Source organism: Sphingomonas sp. GW821-FHT09B04 (assembly GCF_059418285.1).
The window spans coordinates 25,578-48,009 of record NZ_JBWKPO010000001.1 but is presented as its reverse complement, the minus strand read 5'-3'; the positions used below and the strand labels follow the sequence as shown (position 1 = coordinate 48,009).

General features: G+C 65.9%; 14 protein-coding genes. 8 read left to right on the top strand and 6 right to left on the bottom strand.

Annotation, left to right across the window (positions count from 1 at the left end; translation table 11 throughout):
* Window positions 1-9: 9 nt before the first annotated feature.
* On the top strand, window positions 10-1,746 hold the full coding sequence (locus tag AC07NK_RS00155; protein ID WP_495168548.1) for an amidohydrolase: 1,737 nt from the start codon (window positions 10-12) through the stop codon (window positions 1,744-1,746).
* Window positions 1,747-1,752: 6 nt separating this feature from the next.
* Here the strand turns inward: AC07NK_RS00155 and AC07NK_RS00150 are convergent, their stop codons facing one another.
* From AC07NK_RS00150 to AC07NK_RS00130, 5 genes are all read right to left on the bottom strand, one after another.
* Window positions 1,753-3,510, bottom strand: a complete 1,758-nt coding sequence (locus AC07NK_RS00150; RefSeq protein WP_495168547.1) for an N-acyl-D-amino-acid deacylase family protein — start codon at window positions 3,508-3,510, stop codon at window positions 1,753-1,755.
* Between the two features lie 31 nt (window positions 3,511-3,541).
* Window positions 3,542-4,564, bottom strand: coding sequence for an N-acetyltransferase DgcN family protein (locus tag AC07NK_RS00145; RefSeq protein WP_495168546.1), 1,023 nt, complete (start codon window positions 4,562-4,564; stop codon window positions 3,542-3,544).
* Entirely contained in the window at window positions 4,545-5,555 is a 1,011-nt protein-coding gene (locus AC07NK_RS00140; RefSeq protein ID WP_495168545.1) for a dipeptide epimerase, read from the bottom strand. The genes AC07NK_RS00145 and AC07NK_RS00140 overlap by 20 nt, the downstream gene beginning before the upstream one ends.
* Entirely contained in the window at window positions 5,552-7,201 is a 1,650-nt protein-coding gene (locus AC07NK_RS00135; protein ID WP_495168544.1) for an N-acyl-D-amino-acid deacylase family protein, read from the bottom strand. The genes AC07NK_RS00140 and AC07NK_RS00135 overlap by 4 nt, the downstream gene beginning before the upstream one ends.
* 109 nt (window positions 7,202-7,310) lie before the next feature.
* Window positions 7,311-7,982 carry a helix-turn-helix domain-containing protein gene (locus AC07NK_RS00130; RefSeq protein ID WP_495168543.1) on the bottom strand — a complete coding sequence of 224 codons (672 nt, stop codon included), beginning with the start codon at window positions 7,980-7,982 and terminating at the stop codon, window positions 7,311-7,313.
* A gap of 229 nt (window positions 7,983-8,211) precedes the next feature.
* Between AC07NK_RS00130 and AC07NK_RS00125 the strand changes: the two genes are divergently transcribed.
* From AC07NK_RS00125 to AC07NK_RS00110, 4 genes are all read left to right on the top strand, one after another.
* Window positions 8,212-11,058 (top strand): TonB-dependent receptor domain-containing protein, encoded by a 2,847-nt coding sequence (locus tag AC07NK_RS00125; RefSeq protein WP_495168542.1) that lies wholly within the window; start codon window positions 8,212-8,214, stop codon window positions 11,056-11,058.
* A 128-nt stretch (window positions 11,059-11,186) separates the two neighbouring features.
* A complete protein-coding gene (gene bla, locus AC07NK_RS00120; protein WP_495168541.1) occupies window positions 11,187-12,152 on the top strand; it encodes a class A beta-lactamase in 966 nt (321 codons plus the stop codon).
* Window positions 12,149-14,449, top strand: a complete 2,301-nt coding sequence (locus AC07NK_RS00115; protein WP_495168540.1) for a serine hydrolase — start codon at window positions 12,149-12,151, stop codon at window positions 14,447-14,449. Before bla ends, AC07NK_RS00115 begins: the two co-directional genes overlap by 4 nt.
* Window positions 14,446-15,549 (top strand): YkvI family membrane protein, encoded by a 1,104-nt coding sequence (locus AC07NK_RS00110; protein WP_495168539.1) that lies wholly within the window; start codon window positions 14,446-14,448, stop codon window positions 15,547-15,549. Before AC07NK_RS00115 ends, AC07NK_RS00110 begins: the two co-directional genes overlap by 4 nt.
* Before the next feature lie 278 nt (window positions 15,550-15,827).
* On the opposite strand, the gene AC07NK_RS00105 is transcribed toward AC07NK_RS00110, so the two are convergent.
* On the bottom strand, window positions 15,828-17,090 hold the full coding sequence (locus AC07NK_RS00105) for a dicarboxylate/amino acid:cation symporter (RefSeq protein ID WP_495168538.1): 1,263 nt from the start codon (window positions 17,088-17,090) through the stop codon (window positions 15,828-15,830).
* Window positions 17,091-17,375: 285 nt separating this feature from the next.
* On the opposite strand from AC07NK_RS00105, the gene dgcN reads away from it, so the two are divergent.
* The 3 genes from dgcN to AC07NK_RS00090 all read left to right on the top strand — a co-directional run bounded on the left by dgcN (window position 17,376) and on the right by AC07NK_RS00090 (window position 22,425).
* Window positions 17,376-18,386, top strand: coding sequence for an N-acetyltransferase DgcN (dgcN, locus tag AC07NK_RS00100; RefSeq protein ID WP_495168537.1), 1,011 nt, complete (start codon window positions 17,376-17,378; stop codon window positions 18,384-18,386).
* Complete coding sequence (gene dgcA, locus AC07NK_RS00095) at window positions 18,371-19,345, top strand: N-acetyl-D-Glu racemase DgcA (RefSeq protein WP_495168536.1); 975 nt, start codon at window positions 18,371-18,373, stop codon at window positions 19,343-19,345. Before dgcN ends, dgcA begins: the two co-directional genes overlap by 16 nt.
* Before the next feature lie 257 nt (window positions 19,346-19,602).
* Window positions 19,603-22,425: a TonB-dependent receptor domain-containing protein gene (locus AC07NK_RS00090; protein ID WP_495168535.1), complete on the top strand. Its 2,823-nt coding sequence runs from the start codon at window positions 19,603-19,605 to the stop codon at window positions 22,423-22,425.
* Window positions 22,426-22,432 lie beyond the last annotated feature (7 nt).

Below are 22,432 nucleotides of genomic sequence, written 5' to 3'. Positions count from 1 at the left end.
GGAAGCATCATGGCACCGATCGACCGGGGACCCGACCGCCGTACCCTGCTCCGGCAGGGGGGCATCGGCGCGGGGCTGCTCGCACTTGGCGGACGCGCAATGGCGCAGGAGACCGGGCAGGCGACGGTCTTCCATGGCGGAACGATCCTGACGATGGACGATACCGCGCCGAACGTGGAAGCAATCACGATACGCAACGGACTGATCGTTGCGGCCGGCACGCTCGATACAGCCAACGCCGCTGCCGGGCGCGGAGCGCGGCGCTTTGATCTTCAGGGGCGAACCTTGCTGCCCGGCTTCTTCGACCCGCACGGCCATGTCTCGATGGTCGGGCTGCAGGCACGCTATGCCAATCTGCTGCCCGCGCCCGATGGCGAGGGCGATACGATCCCCGCGCTCCAGCGGATCACCCGCGACTGGATGCGGCGCCACGACGCGCTGGTGCGCAAGAGCCAGCTGGTGATCGGCTTTGGCTATGACGATAGCCAGCTGAAGGAGCAGCGCCACCCGACCCGGGCCGAGCTGGACGCGATCTCGCGCGACGTCCCGATCCTGTTCCTGCACCAGTCGAGCCATATGGGCGTGGTCAACACGCCCGCGCTCGCCGCGGCGCGCGTGACCGCGGAGACTCCTGATCCGGACGGGGGCATCTATCGGCGCGAGGCCGGATCGCGCGAGCCCAACGGTGTGCTCGAGGAAACCGCGCTGTTCGCGATGATGGGGGTGTTGTTCACGCGCATGGATGCGCAGGCGAACCGCGAGATGCTCCAGGAGGGCGCGGGATTCTATGCCAGTTTCGGCTACACCACCTGTCAGGACGGCCGCTCGTCGACCGACACCTGCCGCCTGATCGAATCGGTCGCGGCGCAGGGCGGGCTGCCGATCGACGTGCTGTCCTTCCCCGACATCCTGACCTCGACCGATGCGATGGCGCTGCCGATCTATCGCCGCAACTATGTCGGGCGTTTCCGCATCGGCGGGGTCAAGCTCACCATCGACGGATCGCCGCAGGCCAAGACCGCGTGGATGTCGCAGCCCTATTACGTCCCGCCGGCAGGGCGTTCGTCGGCCTATGCCGGCTATCCTGCGATCACCGAGAAGCAGGCGATCGACGCCGTCGACCTTGCTTTCGCGCGTGGCTGGCAGATCGAGGTCCATGCCAATGGCGACGCCGCGGTCGACCTGCTGATCGCCGCGGTGCGCGAAGCGACGCGCCGCCACGGTCCCGCCGATCGCCGCCCGGTGCTGATCCATGGGCAGGTGACGCGCGAGGATCAGGTCGACCAGCTCAAGGCGCTGGGCATCGTCCCGTCCTTCTTTCCGATGCACACCTTCTACTGGGGGGACTGGCACCGCGATTCGGTGCTGGGTCCGCGCCGCGCGGAGAATATCTCGCCCTGCGGCTGGGCGCTGCGGCGCGGGATGCGCTTCACCTCGCACCACGACGCGCCGGTCGCCAATCCCAATGCGATGCGCGTGCTCTCGGCGACGGTCACGCGGCGTACACGATCGGGCGACATTCTCGGTGCGGACCAGCGCGTTCCCGTGGATGTCGCGCTCAGGGCGATGACGCTATGGGCCGCGTGGCAGCATTTCGAGGACGACCGCAAGGGTTCGCTCACGCGCGGCAAGCTCGCCGATCTCACCATCCTCGCCGACAATCCGATGACCATCGACCCCGACCGGCTCGCCAGCATCGCCGTCAGCGCCACCTTCAAGGAAGGGCAACAGGTGTTCGGGAACTAGCCGGGCCTATTTCCCCGGCTTGCACGCGCCGCCGCCGGGCCAGCCCGTCCAGCCCGGGCCACGCACGACCTGCCCCGGCCGCGCCTTGGTCGCCTCGCCGCCGCGCAGCGCCGCGGTGCCGTTGACGAACACATCGCGCACCCCGGTCGCGAGCGCCCAGGGGTTCTCGACCGTCGCGCGATCAGCGATCGTCTTCGGGTCGAACACCACGATATCGGCATAATAGCCGACCTTGAGCGAACCGCGCTCGCGCAGCGCGAGGTTAGCCGCCGGGAGCGCGCTCATCCGCCGCACCGCCTCCGCCAGCGGCAGACGTCCCTCGTCGCGGCTATATTTGCCGAGCACACGCGCGAAGCTGCCATAAGCGCGCGGGTGCGGCCGCGATTTCAGGAACGCGCCCTCGGGCGCCTGCGCGCCGGCATCCGATCCGAAGCTCATCCACGGCAGCGACGTTGCGCGTGCGACATTCTTCTCGTCCATCAGGCGATAGAGCGTGCCGACGCGGCTGCCATCCTCGATCACCAGATCGATGATCGTGTCCTCGGGCGTGGTGCCGCGCATCGCGGCGATTTCCGCGATCGTCTTGCCCGACAGGGGCTTCAGTTTCTCGTTCTTGAAGCCGACCGCGATCATCCCGCCGGCGCCGCCCGCGGCACGGTACATATTCTCCCAGCCGACACCGGGAACCTTCATCTCGGCGATCACCCGCGCGCGCACCTCGGGCTTGCGCAGCTGCTCGATCCACGCCTCGAGCCCGCCCGACTGGACCCAGGTCGGCATCGCCGCGTCGAGTCCGGTGCCGGCGATGTCATAGGGATACATGTCGGCAGTGATCTTCAGCCCTTCGCGCCGCGCTGCTTCCACGCGCGCGATCGCCGCATCGATCTTGTGCCAATTGTCGCGCCCGGCCTGCTTGAAATGATAGATTTCGGCACGCGCGCCGGTCGCGCGGGCGATTCCGATCAGCTCGTCGATCGCTTCGATCAGCCGGTCGCCCTCGGAGCGCATATGGCTGATATAACCGCCCTCGCAGCGCGCTGCCTCGTCGACCAGAGCGATTAGCTCGGGGGTTTCGGCATAGCTGGCCGGGGCATAGATCAGCGACGAGCCGACGCCGAGCGCGCCCTGCCGCATCTCCGCTGCGACCAGCGCGCGCATCCGTGCGAGCTGGCCCGCATCCGGATCGACATCGCCTTCGCCCAGCACATGGGTCCGCACCGTCGCTGCGCCGACGTAAGAGGCGACGTTCTGCGATACCCCGTGCTTCGTCAGCCAGTCGAGATACTCGCCGAGCGTGGTCCATTCGACCGCGAACCGCAGATCGCTCTGGCGGCGGACCATGTCCGCCTTCATCGCCGGATTGAGCGGCCCCATGCTCTCGCCTTCGCCGAACACCTGCAGCGTCACGCCCTGCTTGAGCTCGCTCAGGCCCCGGCCGTCGGCGATCAGCGATTCGATGCCCCAGCTCAGCATGTTGATGAAGCCGGGGGCGATCGCCATGCCACTGGCGTCGATCACCGTCTTCGCTTTGCCTGGCGCCTTCGGCCCGACATAGACGATGCGCTCGCCGCGGATCGCGACGTCGCCCGTCACGCCGGGCTTGCCGCTGCCGTCATAGATGGTGCCGCCACGCAGTACGATATCGTAAGCCGGCGCCGACTGGCGGGGTGCGCTCGCCGTCGGCGCCGGCACGGGGGTGGCGGTGACCGGAGCTCCGGCCAGCACGGCCAGTGAGACAAGTGCCAGTCCGAAGTGCTTCCGCATCACCATCACTCCCGTTGTTCAGTTCATCTTGTCAGCGCAGACAGGCTTCCGCCAGCGCATCGAACGCAGCGCCGCCGCGGATCGGGTCAGCTGCGGGCAGACCGTAGCGATCCTGCACGCGCGCGATCTCGGCGGCTGCCGCTGTGTCGTCCATCGCAACCGTATTCAGGCTGATCCCGGCGCAGCGCACATCCGGGTTGGTCAGCCGCGCCGCGCCCAGATAGGCGTCGATCGCGACATCGAGCGTCGGGAGCGGATAATTGGGCCGCCCCAGAATCGTCGTGCGTCCCGGCATGTGGCACAGCACGATGACATCGGGCTGGCTGCCATGGACAAGGCCCAGCGTCACCGCGGCATAGCTCGGGTGGAACAGCGATCCCTGTCCCTCGATCAGATCCCAGTGATCCGCCGCCGCCGCCGGGCTGATCAGCTCGGCCGCGCCCGACACGAAGTCGGAAACGACCGCGTCGATCGGGATGCCACCGCCTGCGATCAGGATACCGGTCTGGCCGGTCGCGCGAAAATCGCTCGGCACGCCGCGCGCGGCAAAGCTGCGGGCGAGCGCCAGCGCGGTGTACTTCTTGCCCAGCGCGCAATCGGTGCCGACGGTCAGCAGTCTTTTGCCGCTGCGCTTGTCGCCGCTGCCGACGGGGATCCCCGCGGGCGGCACGCGGACGTCATGAAGCTTCACACCATAGCGTTCGGCAGCGGCCGCGATCGCGGGATGATCGGCGAGGCGGCCGTGCATCCCGCTTACCAGATCGAGTCCGGCCGCCATCGCTTCGACGAGCGGCGCGACCCAGCTTTCGGCGATCGCGCCGCCGGGATGGGCGACGCCGATCACCATCGATCGCGCACCTGCGACGACGGCTTCCGCCATGGTCATGCGCGGCAGGCCCGCGGTGACTACGGTCCCGGCAAAGGCCAGCTCACCCACGCAGCGGTCGCGCGCCCATTCGGCAAGACCAAGCCCGGTCTTGGCATAGCCCGGCTCGGCCAGATCGCCGAGGAAGATCAGATACGGGGCAGGCAGTTCAAGCGAAGGCAGCGGCATCATTGCCTCCCCACACCAGTGGTGAAATCTCGATGCGGCCATCGCGATATTGCGCGGCGACATCGCGGTCGCGGCCGAGCAGCAGCGGACCATCGAGGTCGACGACGTCGCAATATTGCCCGACGACATAGGCCGGGGCCATCGACCACGAGGTGCCGAGCATGTTGCCGACCATCACCTTGAGGCCCAGCACCGACGCCTGCTTTGCAATCTCCAGCGCCTCGGTCAGCCCGCCGCACTTGTCGAGCTTGATGTTCACGACCTGATAGCGCCCGATCAGCGACGGCAGGTCGACAAGGCTCTGTGCGCTCTCGTCCGCGGCGAGCGGGATGCGCGACTTGAGACCGTCGAGCGTCGCGTCGAGTCCCACCGGCACCGGCTGTTCGAGCAGCGCGACGTTCATCTCGAGCAGCACCGGCAACAGCTGTTCAGTCGTTGTGCGGTTAAGGCCCTGATTGGCGTCGACCCCGATCCACGCCTTGGGGCAGGCGGCGCGGACTGCGCGCACGCGGTCCGCATTCGACGGATCTTCGGTCAGCTTGAGCTTGAGCGCGGGCACCGGACCATAGGCCAGCGCCTGCTGCGCCATCGCCTCGGGCGTGTCCGCGCCGACGGTGCAGACGGTCACCAGCGGGCGCGGATCGTGGACGCCGGCCAGCGCCATCACCGTCGTGTCGCGCTGCCGCGCCTCGAGCTCCCACAGGGCGCAGTCGACAGCGTTGCGTGCGCCGCCGGGCGGGAGGAGCGTCAGGAGCTCGGCGCGGGTGATCCCGGCCTCGATCGCGTCGCGCACCGCCTCGACCTCATGGATCATCTTTGCGGGCGTATCGTCGCGATAATAGACGCCGGCGCCTTCGCCGCGGCCGACATGCGTGCCGTCGGAAAGCTCGACGATCAGCAGCGGCACGCTCGTCCATACCTTGCCGGTGATGCGGAACGGGCTGTGCGTCGCCCATTCCTCCAGCCTTGTCGTCAGTTTCAATCTGGTCACTTGAGTTGCGCTCCCGGCGCCGCGCAGGCGCCCTTCAGAACCGAACCCGGCCGGGCGCCGGTCACCTTGCCACCCGCCAGCACCAGCTGGCCGTTGACGATCACATCATCGATTCCGACCGGCGAGACGGTCGGCTGGTTGAACGCAGCGCGATCGTCGAGCTTGTCGTAATCGAAGATCGTCACATCGGCGCGAAGCCCTTCGCGCAGCACGCCGCGATCGGTCAGGCCCATGCGGTGCGCGGGCCATGAGGTCATTTTGCGTACCGCATCCTCGAGCGTCAGCACCGGACGGCGCTTCACATATTCGGCGATGGTGCGCGCGGCGTTGCCATAGGCGCGCGGGTGGGGAAGGCCGAGCCCGTCGATCTGCCCGAACACTTCCGCCGCCCCGGCGTCGCTGCCGATCGAGACCCAGGGCTGTTTGAGCGCGGTTTCGATATCGCGCTCGTCCATCATGAAATAGAGCGCGACCGCGCGCTTGGGGAGCGCGGCGAGCGTGATGTCCCATGCGATGTCGGCGGGATCGGCGTTCTCGGCCTTGGCAATCTCCGCCAGCGACTTGAAGCGGTATTTGTCCCAGCGCGGATTGTGCGCGTTGCCGAGCATGATCTTGTCCCAGCCCCCGGCCGAAACAACCATGTTGGTCCAGCCCGGCTGCGGTCCGGCGGCGATGTCACGCTTCATCTTCGCGCGCTGCGCCGGGTCGTTGAGCAGCTTCACCGCCTCGGCAAAGCCCTTTTCGTACACCCAGTTGGGCGCGATGATCTCAAGGCCGGTGCCCGCGAAGGGATAGAGATACATGTCCGCTGCGACGTCGACGCCGCGGGCGCGCGCGTCGTTGATCAGCTTCACTGCCTGCGGCATCAGCTGGCCGAACTTGGGCGCCCAGGCCGCCTTGAGGTGGAAGATCTCGACCTTCACGCCGGCACGCTCGCCGATCGCGATCGCTTCCTTGATGCCGTCGAGCAGCCCTTCGCTCTCGTCGCGCATATGCGTTGCATAGACCGCGTTGCATGGCGCTGCGGTGCTGACGATTTCGACCAGCTCGTCGGTGGTCTGGAAGCTGCCCGGCGGATAGATGAGGGCGGTGGCAAGGCCGAGCGTGCCGGCGTTCATCGCGGTGCGCACCTTGGCCTTGATCTGAGTCATCTGTGCGGGCGTCGGCGTGCCTGCAGCGTCGCCCATGATCTCGCGGCGTGCTTGCGTAGGCGAATAATAGGTGCCGAAATTGACCGCGATCCCCTTGGTCTCCAGCTCCTTGAAATAGGCGGTGATCTCGTCGGCCGGAACGGGCGTGCCGCCTTCGCCGGCGATCAGCGTGGTCACGCCAGTGCGCAGCTTGTTCTCGGCGATGCCGTTGGTGCGCAGCACGCGGCCCGACTGGTCCATCACGTCGATCCAGCCGGGGGTGACGTACCGGCCACGCGCGTCGACTTCCTGCTTGCCCTTGCCGACGACCTTGCCGATCCGCGCGATGCGGCCGTCCCTGATCGCGACGTCTGCCGACACCCAGGGGTTGCCCGCGCCGTCGAGGACGCGGCCGCCACGGATGACGATGTCATATTCGGGCGCAGGTTCCTGGCCCTGCACCGGTGCGATCACCAGGCTGGCCGCGGCGGTCGCGGCGAAAATGTGCAGCTTCATGCACCACTCCCCTGTTCGCGATTCGCAGGATCTCGAATCGCTATCGGACTAGTGCTAGCGGCTGATTTTCATTCTGGAAAGTATTCTACTCAAGGAAAACTGGTTTGGCCTATTCCGGCCGCGACCAGCGGGGTGCGCCGGAGTCAGCTGCCGGGTCTTCGCCCTGCCGTGCCGCGGCCTCAGCGATCAGTTCGTCCTGCAGATGCTCGTCGCCCGATGCACACACGACCAGCATGACCGCCTCGTCATGGCCGGGCGCGACCAGATAGGCGTGACCCATGGTGCTGTCGATATAGACGCCTTCGCCTTCGTGGAGCGTCACCGGTTCGTAAAACTCGGTGTGGAGGATGGCTGCACCCTTGACCACATAGGAGAATTCCTCGCCACTGTGCCGCACCAACTCGCCGAACTCCTCCAGCGTCTTGGAGGTTACGCGCGCATGGATCGGGATCATCCGGCGGTGACGAAGTTCGCCGGCGAAATAGCTATATTCGTAGTTGGGGGTCGTGATGTGGATCGCGCGATCGAGCGTCGCGAGACTACGCCGCCCAGTCACCACCGGCGCGCCCTTCTTGGGTGCGGGCTCGGCGAACAAGGCCGTCAGCGGAATATTGAGCGAGCGCGCGAACTGCTGAAGCTTGTCGTAGCTCAGCGTCAGCTTGTCGTTCTCGATCTTGGAAAGCGTCGAGAGCGGAATGCCGACAGCATTGCTCATATCCGACAATTTCCATCCGCGCTCCTGGCGCAGGCGTTTTACGATGGTTCCAAGGCTTGGGCTCATTTGTCGGCTATTTATCACAGATTTGCGGATTTGAAATCGGTTCTGGCGAGCAACCGCCTCAGGATCGGAAGTTTCAACCTTCCCAGTTCGGCATGTCATTTTCTGTCTTGACGACATTCTCCAATAAGAGAACAACTGCCATCCCAGAAAGATAGAGAGTCGCAGATCAAGCGACTCCATTGCCGCTCAGGGGCACGGTTTTCACGAATCGAAAATTAGGGGACACGCGATGGCGAAGTTGACGGGTATGCGGCGCAGCATGAAGCGCCGGATCATGGCGGGCGCGGCACTTGGCCTTCCGCTGGTTCTTCCGAGCTTCGCCTGGGCGCAGGATGCACCCGAAGAAGAGCCGCAGGAAGTCATCGTCACCGGATCGCAGATCGCGCGTACCGGCTTCGACACCCCGACCCCGGTGACGGTCGTCGGCATCGCCGACCTCGACCGCGTCGCCGCGCCGAACATCGCCGATGCGCTCAACCAATATCCCGCGCTCAAGCCCAGCGTCACGCCTGAGGCGTCGACCAACCTCTCCAAGCTGTCGTCGGGCAATTATCTCGATCTGCGCGGCCTCACCTATCTGCGCACGCTCACGCTGCTCGACGGCAAGCGCCCGACGCCGTCCTCGCCGGAGGGCGTGGTCAACGTCAACAACATCCCCCAGGCGGTGATTTCGGGCGCTGAAGTGGTGACCGGCGGCGCCTCGGCCGCCTATGGCTCGGACGCGGTCGCGGGCGTCGTCAACTTCAAGATCGACCATAAGTTGCAGGGCGTGCGCGGCAACGCGCAATACGGCATCAGCGACTATGGCGACAACAAGAGCTACCTCGCCTCGATCGCGGCGGGCACCAAATTCGCGCAGGGCCGCGGCCACATCATCGTCGGCGGCGAGATCGCGGGCAGCAAGGGCATCCTCAACTATGGCGCGCGCGAATGGGGCGACTATTCGGTCATCTCCAACCCCGCCAGCACGCCGACCAACACCGCGCCGACCTATATTCTGGTCAACCAGCCGCGCGTGTCGAACGCCTCCTATGGCGGCCTGATCAACAGCGCGACCGGCGCCAACGGCACCGCGCTGCTGCGCGGTATCCAGTTCCTCGGCAACGGCCAGACCGGCCCGTTCAACTACGGTACCAACCAGACCGCCAATGCGCATCAGGGCGGCGACGGCGTCTGCGGCATCTGCGACGCGGTGCTCAAGCAGCCCTACAAGCGCTGGGCCGCTTATGGCGCGAGCGAGTTCGAGTTCAACAACAACGCCACGCTCTACGCCAGCTTCGGCTATGCGCGTTCGGACATCGAGAATGCGCCGTCGATCACCGCCAATGATCAGATCACGATCCAGCGCGACAATGTCTTCCTGCCCGCCTCGATCCGCACGACCCTCAATGCCAATCCGGACATCACCAGCTTCGTGATGGGTCGCGCGATCAACGACTATGCGCGCGGCTATATCAACAAGATGAGCTGGAACTGGCAGGCGGTGGCAGGGCTGCGCGGCAAGATCGGCGGGTCGTGGAGCTACGACGTCTCCTACACCTACGGCAGGGCGCGCGATTACACCAACTTCGCCGGCGCGCGGATCACCGCCAACTGGCGCAACGCGCTTGACGCGGTCGATAATCCCGCGACCCCGGGCGTGGTCGATCCGATCTGCCGCTCGACCATCACCAACCCCGGCAATGGCTGCGTCCCGCTCAACCTGTTCGGTGTGGTCGCGCCGGGCACGCAGACCGCGGCGCTCGATTACATCACCGGCGATTCGATCCGCGACTGGCAGATGAAGCAGCAGACTGCGGACCTGATCGTGCGCGGCAATTTGTTCTCGCTTCCCGCCGGCACGGTGAGCTTCGCGGGCGGCGTCCACTGGCGCAAGTTCGAGGTCGACGTATTGTCCGATCCGATCTCGGCAAGCCGTCCGGGCGGCGCGACCGTCTATCGCGTCGGCAACACCTTGCCCTTCTCGGGCGCCGAAGAGGTCAAGGAAGCGTTCGGCGAGCTGCTGATCCCGGTCCTTGCCGACAAGGAATATGCCAAGAATCTCGAACTCAACCTCGCCGGCCGCGTCACCGACTATGAAACCTCTGGCCGGGTCGAGACGTGGAAGGTCGGCATCAACTATGCGATGACCGATTTCCTGCGCTTCCGCGCCACGCGCTCGCGCGACATTCGCGCACCGAACGTGCAGGAACTGTTCGCGGCCGGGCAGACGCTGATCTACCCCATCACCGACAGCGCGCGCGGGGATGAGAATTACACGGTCTCGGCCACGCAGGGCGGAAACCCGTTCCTCAAGCCCGAAAAGGCCGACACGCTGACATTGGGCATGATCGTGTCGCCGACCCGCGATCTGCGCTTCTCGATCGACTATTACGACATCAAGATCGAGGGCGCGATCGCCGCCCTGAGCGCGCAGCAGATCATCACCCGCTGCAATAATGGCGATACCGCGACCTGCGCGCTGGTGTCGCGCGATCCGACGGCGGGGGGCGTCCCCGGTCTGATCACCGGCCTTCGTCTGGCGCCCGCCAACTTCCAGTCGATCATGACCGCGGGCATCGATTTCGAGGCCTCGTACCGCACCGATCTGTGGAACGGCAGCCTCGATCTGCGCGTGCTCGCCAACTACATCAACAAGCTCGAGCTTGTGGGCGATGGCGGCACCAAGACGATCCTCGCGGGAACGCTGTCGCAAACCTTTGTCGATGGTGTGAACGGCTCGCCCAATCTGCGCGTCACCAGCTCGGCGAGCTACAGCACCGACGGCTATCGCCTGAACCTCACCGGCCGCTGGGTCGGCGGTGGTCTCATCACGCGGGATACCAACATTACCAAGCCCTTCGGCACCCCGATCAGCGACAAGATGAACGGCAAGGGCCGCTTCTATCTCGACCTGTCGGGTGAAGTGACCTTGTTCCGCCCCACCGGCGGCAAGAGCAAGGTCGCGGCCTATGGCTCGATCCTCAACCTGCTCAACACCGATCCGCCGATCCTGGGCTATGACTGGGCGACCGCGCGGCATCTGTACGATGTGATCGGGCGGCAGTTCACCGCGGGGGTCCGCTTCAGCTTCTGACCGAACGACGATAACGACGACAACGACGATAACGACAAAACCGAATGGGGAGACAGGGTGTGCGTGCAAGCTTGCTGAAGGGCCGTGTATTGTTTCCCCTTTCGGTGTTGTGCCTCGTCACGTCACCGTTGATCCCCGCCGCCGGCGCTCGGACCTCACAGGCGCCGGCGGCACAGACGAAGCTCGAATCCGCGATTGCGGCGCTCGCCAAACAGACCGACGGCACCGTCGGGGTGGCAGTGCAGCGGATCGGTGGCGGGCCGGTGTACACGCTCAACGCCGGCCAGACCTTCCCGATGGCCAGCACCTTCAAGATTGCCGTCGCGGGCGCGGTGCTGAACCGGATCGACAAGGGCGAATTGAAGCTCGACACGATGGTCACCGTCGATCCGGCAGTGTGGGTCCAGTCGGCCGGAATCACCGAGCAGATGAAGCATCCCGGGGTCGCGTTGTCGGTCCACAATCTGCTCGAACTGATGCTGACGCGCAGCGACAATACCGCGACCGATGTGATGGTCACCCAGGCGGGCGGCCCCGCTGCGGTCACCGCATGGCTGCGCAAGGTCGGCGTCGCCAGCGGCCAGCGCGTCGACGCCGATACCGCGCGGCTGATCTACCGCGCGCTCGACATCACGCCGGGGCCGGGCAGCTTCAAGGACAATATCGAGCGCGCCTTCGCCGCCGACCCGTCGAAGCGCGACATGGACCAGAAGCGCACGCCCAATACGCCCTTCAACAATGATCCGCGCGACGCTTCGACGCCGGAGGCGATGGTCCAGCTGCTCGCCGTCATCCAGTCGGGCAAGGCGCTGAGCGCGTCGGGCACCAGGGTGCTGATCGAGATCATGGAACGCTGCATCACCGGCGAGAAGCGGCTCAAGGGCCTGCTGCCTTTGGGCACCGTCGTCGCGCACAAGACCGGCACGCTGATGAGCATCGCCAACGATGTCGGCATCGTCACGATGCCCGACGGCAGCAAGTTCGCGATCGCGGTGTTCGTGAAGGGCGACACCAAGGGCGTTGATACGCAGGAACGCGTGATCGCTGAGATCGCGCGAACCGCCTACGACCATTATCTGCTGGGCGGCCAGTGATCCGCTCCGTGCTCGGGGCGGTGCTGGTCTGCACCGCGCCCGCCGTCGCGCAACTCCCCGCGCCCGTCACCGCGTCGGTCGAGGCCGCGGCGCAGGCCGAGTTGGCGGACAAGGAAATTCCGTCGATCGCGGTCGCATTGGTCGACCGCAGCGGCGTCGTCTGGTCGCGCGCCTGGGGCAAGGCGGACGCGGACGGCAAGGTCGCAGCGACCCCGGCGACGCTGTATCGCGCCGGATCGGTCAGCAAGCTGTTCACCGATGTCGCGGTGATGCGGCTGGTCGAGCAGGGCAAGCTCGATCTCGACGCGCCGGTGACGCGCTATCTTCCCGATTTCCGGCCACAGAACCCGTTCGGCGGTGCGATCACGCTGCGCCAGTTGATGACGCACCGCAGCGGGCTGGTGCGCGAAGCGCCGCGCGGCCATTATTTCGATGACCATGCCAAGGGCCAGGCCGACGCCGTCGCCAGCCTCAACTCGACCCGGCTGGTCGCGGCGCCCGGCGCCATCACCAAATATTCCAACGCCGGCATCGCCGTGGTCGGCGAGGTCGTCGCGAGCGTTTCGGGCAAGCCCTATGCGCAGGCGGTGACCGATCTGGTGTTGCGCCCGCTCGGCATGGGTTCGAGCGGGTTTGCGCGCAGTGCGCTGAAGAGCCCGGTTGCGTATTCGCAGATGGTCAGCTTCGACGGCGGGCGCTGGGCCGCGCCGCCGCTCGAACTCGGCACGCCCGCTGCAGGCAGTCTCTACACCGACACCGCCGATCTCGGCGCCTTTGCCCGCGCGATGCTCAATGGCGGCAGCGCTGTGCTCAAGCCCGCAAGCCTGACCGAGATGTGGCGCGAACAATATGGCAAGACCGGCCAGCGCAGCTTCGGGCTCGGCTTTGCGCTGGGCACGCTCGATGGTCAGCGCACCGTCGGGCATGGCGGCGCGGTCTATGGTCATGTCACCAGCCTGCAATTGATGCCCGATGCCGGGATCGGCGTGGTCGTCTTCGCGACGGTCGATTCCGGAACCGCCGCACAGCGGATCGGCGCGCACGCGTTGCGCAGCTGGCTCGCCGCGCGCGAGGGCCGGGCGCTGCCCGGCTGGCAACGCAGCACCGCGATCGCCGGCGACGAGGCTATTCGCCTCAGCGGCCGGTTCGAGAATGGCGGCGACAGCCTCAATCTGCGCGTGTTCGATGGCCGGCTGGTGCTCGACGGGCCCGAGCTGGCGGCTGAGTTGCGCCGGATCGGCGACCGCTATGTGCTCGATGACGCCCAGATGTGGCGCGAAGGCGTCGTCGTCGCGCCCGATGCGAGCTGGGTCGAACTCGACGGCCGCCGCTACGCGCGCGCGCAATGGCGCCGCCCGCCGCCGCCCGCCGCCGAACTCGCCGGGCTGATCGGCGAATATGGCTGGGACTATAACGTGCTGCGCATCTACGAGCGCGACGGCAAGCCCTATGTCCGCGTCGAATGGGTCGACTGGCTCCCACTCACACGGGTCGCCGCCGATCATTACGCTTTTCCCAAGGATCACGGCCTCTACCCGCTCGAGGCGCTGACCTTTGAGCGCGATGCCGCGGGCAAGGTCATCGCTGCCAACCTCGGCGCGATCCGCTTTCCCCGCCGCGACTTCGGTGCGGAGGGTGAGGCGGCGATCCGTAAGGTGATGGCGACCGGGGGGATCGACACGGTGCGCGCAGGCGCGCGCGCCGCGACGCCACCGGTTGAGGCCGAGCCGAAGGTCAAGTCCGATCTGGTCGCGGTGCAGTCGTTCGATCCGGCGATCCGGCTCGATGTCCGCTATGCCGGGACCAACAACTTCCTCGGCCAGCAGATCTATGAGCGGTCGGGCGCGTTTCTTCAGCGTCCGGCGGCGGAAGCGATGGCCCGGATCAACAAGGCGCTCGCGCCGCAGGGTTTCGGCCTGCTCGTCCATGACGCCTATCGCCCCTGGTACGTCACCAAGATGTTCTGGGACGCGACCCCACCGGCCAGCCGCATCTTCGTCGCCGATCCCAGCAAGGGGTCGCGTCACAATCGCGGCGCGGCGGTCGATCTCACCATGGTCGATCTTGCCACCGGCACGCCGATGATCACCACCGGCCGTTACGACGAGATGTCGAGCCGGTCCTATACCAACTATGTCGGCGGCAGCGACGAGCAGCGCTGGCTGCGCGAGGTGCTGCGCCGGGCGATGGAAGCCGACGGCTTCACCGTATACCCGCAGGAATGGTGGCATTTCGACCGGGATGGGTGGCAGCAATATCCGATCGGCAATCGCAGTTTTGAGGAGCTTGAAAAGTGAGTGCCGTTTCCACGATCAACCGTTACCTGCTCCCCGGATTCGCCTTCAAGGCGGTCGTGATCGGTGGCGGCTATGCCACCGGGCGCGAACTCGTCGAATTCTTCATGCCTGCGGGCCCCGTTGGCGGGCTGTGGGGCATGCTGCTCGCGATGGTGATGTGGAGCGTGATCTGCGCGATCACCTTCCGCTTCGCCTATGCGGTCCGCGCGACCGACTATCAGGGCTTCTTCCGCCCGTTGCTCGGCCGCTTCGATGTGGCGTTCGAGATCATTTATTTCGGCTTCCTGATCCTCGTCCTGTCGGTGTTCGGATCGGCGGCGGGATCGATCGGGGCGGCGATGTTCGGGCTGCCGCACATCGTCGGGACGCTCGCTTTGGTCGTGTCGGTGCTGGTCGTGTGCGCGGCCGGGCAGAGCGCGGCTGAGGCGGTGTTCAAGTACGTCTCGATCCTGCTTTACGGCGTCTATGCAATCTTCCTCGTGATGGTGTTGTGGCAGTTCACGCCGCAGATCCGCGAAGGCTTTTCGATGGCGGTGCCGACGACGGGCTGGTTCATGGGCGGAGTCACCTATGCCTCGTACAACGTCATCGGCGCGGTGCTGATCCTGCCGGTGTTGCGGCACCTGAGCAGCGGGCGCGACGCGGTGGTGTCGGGGCTGCTCGCGGGACCGCTGGCGATGATCCCGGCGCTCGCCTTCTTCGTCTGTCTGGTCCCCTTCTATCCCGGCATCGTCAATGAAGAACTGCCGTCGAATTACATCCTCGACGCACTCGGCAGCCCGCTCTTCCACTTCGCCTTCCAGGCAATGGTATTCGCTGCACTACTCGAATGCAGCGTAGGCTTCGTCCAGGCCTTCAACGCGCGGATCGATGCTGCGTATCAGCGCCGCGGTAGGGCGATGCCGCAATCAGTGCGTATCGCCGTGCCGGCGGCGATCACCGTCGGATCGGTGTTCATCGCGAGCGCCATCGGTCTCGTCGCGCTGATCGCCAACGGTTATCGCGCCATGGCGATCGCGACGCTGATCGTGTTCGTGCTTCCGCTGATGACGATCGGCGTCTGGCGGTTGTGGCGCGGACGCGACGCCGCCCAAGCCTGACCCCACTTCATCGCGCGCAACCGGCCGCGTGCAGCATCGCTGCGCGCGGCCTTATTGCGTGGTTTCGATCGTCATTGCCTGTCCCTCCTGCATCAGGAACGGGAGCACCAACCCCTTCGCCTCCGCCGATCAGTGCCTTGGGGCCGACATCGACAATGCGGTCGCCGCGGATGGCGATGTCGCCGGTGAACGGCGCGGCTGATCCGGTATAGACCGTGCCGCCACGGATCAGCAGGTCCGCTGCCTCCGCTTCGGCGGCATGGGCTTTCTCCCTTAGGTCAGGTCGCGGTTTTTGAGGGTTCCGCCGTTGGTTGCGGTTCGCTCCCGACCGCACCCTCCATCCGCGCGACGATCGTGCAGACGGTCAGGTTGGCGCAGGCGCTGGGCACGGTGCGCGTCATGTCGAGCAGCCGGTCGAACGGCAGGATGAAGCCTACGAGCAACGCGGTCTGCTCGGGCGTCACGCCCACCGTCGGCAGTACCGCGGTCAGCATGAACAGCGATGCCGAGGGGATCGGGGCGGTGCCGAACGCGGTGAGCGCGCCGACGAACAACAATGTCAGGAACACGCCTGCGTCGATATGCACGCCGAACGCCTGTAGCGCGAAGACGCTGAGCAGGCCGACATACATCGCCGTCCCGTCCTTGCCGATGCTGGCGCCGAGCGGCAGCGTCGTGGAAGCGATCGCGCGGTCGATCCGCAGCCGGTCGCACGCGACCCGCAGCGCGACTGGGAGCGTTGCCGAGGAGGAGGCGGTCGAGAACGCGACTGCGAGCGCGTCGGCAATGCTGCGGAAGAAGCGCGGCACCGACATGCCCGCGCCCCAGCGGATCAGCGGCGCGTGCACCAATATGATCTGAAGCAGCGAAGCGATCGCCACCGCGGCGGCGAGCAGGCCGATATGGGTGAACACGGCGAGACCGTTGGCGGCGACCGCACCCGCGATCAGCGCGAACACGCCGAACGGTGTCACCTCCATCACCATACGGATGACCTGGAACAGCACCGCCGACAGCGACTGGAGGAAGCCGGCGACCGGCTTGCCCGCATCACCTGCGGCGATCACACCCGCGCCGAGCAGCGTGGCGGCGAACAGGATCGCGAGCATATCGCCCTCGACCATCGCCTGCAGGATGTTGAGCGGGATGATCCCGACGAGTTGCTCATAGACGGTCTTGGCGACGCCCAGTTCACGAGGGGCGGCCCCGCCGACATTGGCCCCGATCCCGGGTTCGAGCAGGATGCCGATGGTCATCCCGATCGCGACCGCGGCTGCCGTGGTGAGCGCGAACAGGCCGACGGTGCGTAGCCCGACCGATCCCAGCTTTCTGGTATCGCCCAGCGCGGTGATGCCCGATGCGATGCTGATGAAGACGATCGGCACCACCAGCATCCGGATCAGCCGCACGAACAGTTCGCCGAGGATCGCGACCTTGGGCGCGGCGGCGGGCCATATCAGCGCGAGCAGCAGCCCGCACACCATCCCCAGGATCACGCGCTTCCACAGCGCAATGGCGAACCACCCCCGTACCAGGTTCATGCGCCGCGCATCGCGTGGTTCAAGTGGATCTGCATCATGTGGGGCCCCTCTGTCTGGTTCGTCGTTGACGTCCGGCGGCGGGTGCCGCGTCCTTCGCGACGCGACCGGAACGTTGCTTCAGTAGAACGAAGTGACCGGCACGAGGCAAGGGGCGCCCGGCGCGACGCGTGCACATATTTGGCTGGCTGGCATAGCCCGGGGCTATGGCCCGACCCCGAATTTTCTATTGGCGAAACCGGCGGTTTCCCGTTCAACCCGTTCATCTTTCGGGGAACCCAATCACCTATGAGCAAGCCGCCCTATCTGCTTTACATCGCCCAGGCGACCGATCCGATTTCCGCCAAGACGGCGCGCGGCATCGCGGTGTGGCGGCCCGAATGGGCGGTGGGCCAGGTACGTTCGCCTGGCTCGCCGATCGATCTTGGCGTTCCCGATCTCGGGTTTGCCGAAGCGGTGGCTGCGGGTGCGCGCACGATGGTGATCGGCGTCGCCAATGCCGGTGGCGTGATGGCGCCCGCGACAGTGGCCGATGTGCTCGCCGCGATGGAGGCGGGCCTCGATATCGCGAGCGGACTGCACGAGCGTCTGTCCGATCAGCCCGAGATCGCTGCGCGTGCCGCCGAGCTTGGCCGGGCGCTGTGGGACGTGCGCGAGCCGCCCGCCGATCTCAAGGTCGGCACCGGCGCGCCGCGCGCGGGCAAGCGGCTGCTCACCGTCGGCACCGATTGCTCGGTCGGGAAAATGTACACGACGCTGGCGCTCGAGCGTGAGATGCGCAGCCGCGGGATTGCCGCCGATTTCCGCGGCACCGGGCAAACTGGTATCCTGATTGCCGGTTCGGGCATGCCCGTCGACGCGGTGGTCGCGGACTTCATCTCGGGCTCGGTCGAGCAGCTTTCGCCCGCGCGCGCGGATGGCGGTTGGGATGTGATCGAGGGGCAGGGGTCGCTGTTCCACCCCTCCTATGCGGGGGTATCGCTGGGGCTGCTGCATGGCGCGCAGGCCGATGCGCTGGTGCTGTGCCATGAGGCGGGCCGCACGATCATGCGCCACATGAAGACGCATGCGGTGCCCGATCTCAAATTGTGCCTCGATCGTAATATGGAGGCGGCTCGCCTCACCAATCCCGATGTGATCGCGGTGGGCATCGCGCTCAATACCCAAGGGCTCGACGATGCGGCCGCCATCGCGGCGTGCAAAGCAGCCGAGGATGCGCTGGGCCTGCCCTGCGGCGACCCGGTGCGGCATGGCGTAGCGCGGATCATCGATCGGCTCGGCCAATGCTTCGAGCTGTAACGGCCAGCATCGAGCAGCGGGCGCTCCACACGCCCTTCCGCATTTCGCGCGGATCGCGCACCGCGATTGATCTCGCGGTCGTGACGATCGGCGAGGCGGGTGTCATCGGCCGCGGCGAAGGATCGGTGACCGCGCGTTATGGCGAGAGCGTCGAGAGCGTTAGCGAACAGCTTCGCGCGATCGAAAACGCAATCGCGCAGGGCGCCGGCCGGAACGATCTTCGCGCGCTGATGCCACCCGGATCGGCGCGCAACGCGGTGGACTGCGCGCTTTGGGATCTTGAAGCGAAGCTTGGCACCGCCGCACCGCCAATTGCGATCCGGCCTGTGCACACGGCATTGACTCTCGGCATCGACACGCCCGAAGCGATGGCCGCTGCCGCGCGGAAGATCCGTGGTGCGGCGATCGTCAAAGTCAAGGTCGACGGCAACGAACCGGAAGCATGCCTGCGCGCGATCCGGTCCGAAGTGCCGGGGTCGCGGCTGGTGGTCGATGCCAATGAGGCGTGGACGATGGCTCAGGTCGAGGCACTCCAGCCGATGCTGGCCGAGCTTGAGGTCGAGTTTCTCGAACAGCCCTTGCCCGCCGCACAGGACGCCGCACTTGAGGGGTTTCGTGGGCTGGTGCCGACCTGTGCCGATGAATCCTGCCATGTCACGGCGGATCTCGAGCGGCTCGCGTCGCGCTACCAGATGGTCAACATCAAGCTCGACAAGACCGGCGGGCTGACCGAGGCACTCGACCTGCTGGCGGGTGCCCGTGCCCGCGGCCTGGGGGTGATGGTCGGCTGCATGATCTCGACCTCGCTCGCGATTGCGGCTGCGTTCCGTGTCGCGGTGCAGGCGGACTGCGCCGATCTCGACGGGCCGTTGTGGCTTGCCGAGGATCGCCCCGGCGGCATCCATATGGGCGAGCACGGACTGATGTATCCGCCAGAGCCGGGATTCTGGGGCAGCTGAGGCCCATGCATTGCGAGCGAAAACGTGCTGCATTGCGGCGCGATTTCGCTCGCAATTTTCGTTCGCGGCGATGGTTCGGCGCGCTGGCGGATTTTGCCCGTCTGCCCGGAAATCTACCATAACCTTGGGCTATAGCGAGGTGAAAGATTTGTTCTAGATTTGTGACACGTATCACATGGATGTTGCGTCGCGACATAATCGGGGGACAGAACATGACGCTTGCCACGCAACACATCCGGGGAAGCGTCGCGCGTCGCTTGCGGTTTCTGCTCCTCGCCAGCGTCTTTTCCGTCGCGGCCCAGCCCGCCTTTGCGCAGAGCGATCCCGCGCCGGAAGCTGCCGAGGCGGAGGAAGTCGTCGTCACCGGTTCGCTGGTCGAACGTAGCGGTTTCGACACGCCGACGCCGGTGACCGTAATCGGCATGGACGCGATCGAGCGTGTCGCCGCCCCCAGCATCGCGGACGTCATCAATCAGATGCCGTCGGTACGCCCCTCGCTTACGCCGACCAGCGCGACCAATGCGGGCGGCAACACCCAGACCGGCGGCAATTTCCTCGACCTGCGCGGCTTGGGCTATGCGCGCACGATGGTGCTGCTTGACGGTCGCCGCTACGTGCCGACCAACCCGACCGGCGCGGTCAGCATCAACAATATCCCGCAGGCGCTGATCGACCGCGTTGACATCGTCACCGGCGGCGCCTCGGCAGCCTATGGCGCAGACGCCGTGGCGGGCGTGGTCAATCTGCGCATCAACTCGAAGATGCAGGGGGTGCGCGCCACGCTTCAGGGCGGTGCGGCGGAGGAGGGCGACTATCGCCAGATCCTCGCCTCGGTCGCCGCAGGAACCAAGGTCACGGATCGCCTCCACCTCGTCGTTGGCGGTGAGTTCTCCGACAATAATGGCATCGGGCGGCTGTTCGATCGCGACTGGAGCGCGTGCGGCCCCGGTCTGCTAGCCAACCCCAATGTGGGCGGCGTCAACGGTAGCGGCACGCCCGAACAGCCGCGCTTCTTCGTCACCGAATGTGGCGTGCGCAGCAGCAACGTGACCTATGGCGGTGTCATCTCCGGCGCCACCTTCACTCCCGGTAATGGCTCGGCGATCAACAGCATCGTCAACCTGCCCGCCTATCTCAAGGGCATCCAGTTCGCGAATGACGGGTCGGCGGTCCCGTTCAACTTCGGAACCCAGGTCACTTCAGGCTCGATGCTGGGCGGCGACGGCCTCAACGGCGTCGGCGAGCAGGTCGGAGCAACCCCGATCACCCGCTATAGCGGTTTTGGGCGTCTGACATGGGAGGTGGGCAGCAACTTCGAGCTGTTCGCCGAAATGTCCTATCACAAGTTCAATTCGGAGCAGGATAATATCCCGTCCAGCTTCCAGTATTCGCTCCGCTCCGACTATGTGTTTCTGCCCGCGGCGCTCCGCCAGACAATGCTCAACAACAACGTCGCGACGATCACCGTCGGCAAGAACAACCTCGACCATTCCCGCGTCCGTACCAAGTTCGATACCGACACGTTCCAAACGACTGTCGGCTTCAGCGGCGAGTTCGCGCCGGGCTGGAAGATCGATGCCTATTACGGCTATGGCCGCAACTATACCGAGAATATTGGGCGCAACGTTCGCGTCACCAGCGCCTATACGCTTGCGCTCGATGCGATCGACGATCCGCGTACGCCCGGCATCGTCGATCCGATCTGCCGTTCGACGATCACCAATCCGGGTAATGGCTGCGTGCCGCTCGACATTCTCGGTATCGTCAACGCCAATGATCCGGCACTGCTCTATGTGAACGGTTTCCAACGCTTTACGAGCGACATTCGCCAGAACACGATCGCGGCGATGGTGCGCGGCAAGCCCTTCTCGACCTGGGCCGGACCGGTCGCCTTCGCCGTCGGTGCCGAATATCGCGATCAGGATCTGGCGGTCGATTATGACGTGCGCTCGCAGGCCGGCGCCTTCGGCGCGCCCAGCCTGCCCTATTCGGGGCAGGTTCACGTCAAGGAGCTGTTCGGCGAGCTGATGGTACCGCTGCTCAAGGATTCGTCGCTCGGCAAGCGGCTGAGCCTCGATCTGGCGGGCCGCATCACCGACTACAGCACCTCTGGCACGGTTAAGACCTGGAAGGCCGGCCTCGACTATTCGCTCAATGACTCGATCCGCCTGCGTGCCACGCGATCGCGTGACATCCGCGCGCCCTCGTTGGCGGAATTGTTCCAGCGCAGCGGCAGCTCGAACCTCAACGTGACCGACAAGGATCCACGCTTTGCGGGGCAAAGCTATCTCGTAATCGCGCTGACCGCGGGCAATCCGAACCTGAAGCCGGAGATCGCGGATACCTTCACCGGCGGCGTGGTGGTGACGCCCGGCGCGATCCCTGGACTGCGTCTTTCGGTCGATTATTACGACATCCGGATCAAGGACGCGATCATCCAGATCACGCCCGCGGCGACGGTTGAGCAATGCTACACCACCAACCCTGCCGCCTGTGCCTTCATCACGCGCCGCGGTGACGGCATGATCACCCATGTGTTCAGTGGCCCGGTGAACCTCGCCAGCGCGATGACCCGCGGCATCGATATGGAGCTGCAATATTCGCTGCCGGTCGGGAGCGACCGCATCAGCTTCCAGACGCTGGTCAACTACCTGATCAAGACCGAGCTGGATGACGGTATCGTCAAGACGCGGCTCGACAGCAGCATGGCGCAGCCGACCGTGGCCGCGCTGGGCGGTAACCCGCGCTGGAAGGCGAATTTCAACGCCAGCTACATCGCCGAGGATTTCCGCTTCAGCGGCACCGCGCGCTATGTCGGCGGCGGTTATATCGACCGCACGATGACGGCGAAGGACCTCGACAAGCTGACGGTCAAGGGCCGCGTCTATTTCGACATTTCGGGCGAGCTCACTGTATTCAAGCCGAAGGGAGAGGGCAGCAAGGTCGCGCTGTTCGCGGCGGTGCAGAACCTGCTCGATACCGATCCGCCGATCACCGGTGCGGGGGGCTATGGCACCACGCGCGGTCTGTTCGACACGATCGGTCGCCAGTTTGTCGGTGGGGTCCGGCTGAACTTCTGATCAGGGC

Bases quoted from the DNA above. Each gene is read 5' to 3' on its own strand.
- AC07NK_RS00155 (WP_495168548.1), top strand. From the start codon at position 10: ATGGCACCGATCGACCGGGGACCCGACCGCCGTACCCTGCTCCGGCAG.
- AC07NK_RS00150 (WP_495168547.1), bottom strand. From the start codon at position 3,510: ATGCGGAAGCACTTCGGACTGGCACTTGTCTCACTGGCCGTGCTGGCC.
- AC07NK_RS00145 (WP_495168546.1), bottom strand. From the start codon at position 4,564: ATGCCGCTGCCTTCGCTTGAACTGCCTGCCCCGTATCTGATCTTCCTC.
- AC07NK_RS00135 (WP_495168544.1), bottom strand. From the start codon at position 7,201: ATGAAGCTGCACATTTTCGCCGCGACCGCCGCGGCCAGCCTGGTGATC.
- AC07NK_RS00130 (WP_495168543.1), bottom strand. From the start codon at position 7,982: ATGAGCCCAAGCCTTGGAACCATCGTAAAACGCCTGCGCCAGGAGCGC.
- AC07NK_RS00125 (WP_495168542.1), top strand. From the start codon at position 8,212: ATGGCGAAGTTGACGGGTATGCGGCGCAGCATGAAGCGCCGGATCATG.
- AC07NK_RS00105 (WP_495168538.1), bottom strand. From the start codon at position 17,090: ATGAACCTGGTACGGGGGTGGTTCGCCATTGCGCTGTGGAAGCGCGTG.
- dgcN (WP_495168537.1), top strand. From the start codon at position 17,376: ATGAGCAAGCCGCCCTATCTGCTTTACATCGCCCAGGCGACCGATCCG.
- dgcA (WP_495168536.1), top strand. From the start codon at position 18,371: ATGCTTCGAGCTGTAACGGCCAGCATCGAGCAGCGGGCGCTCCACACG.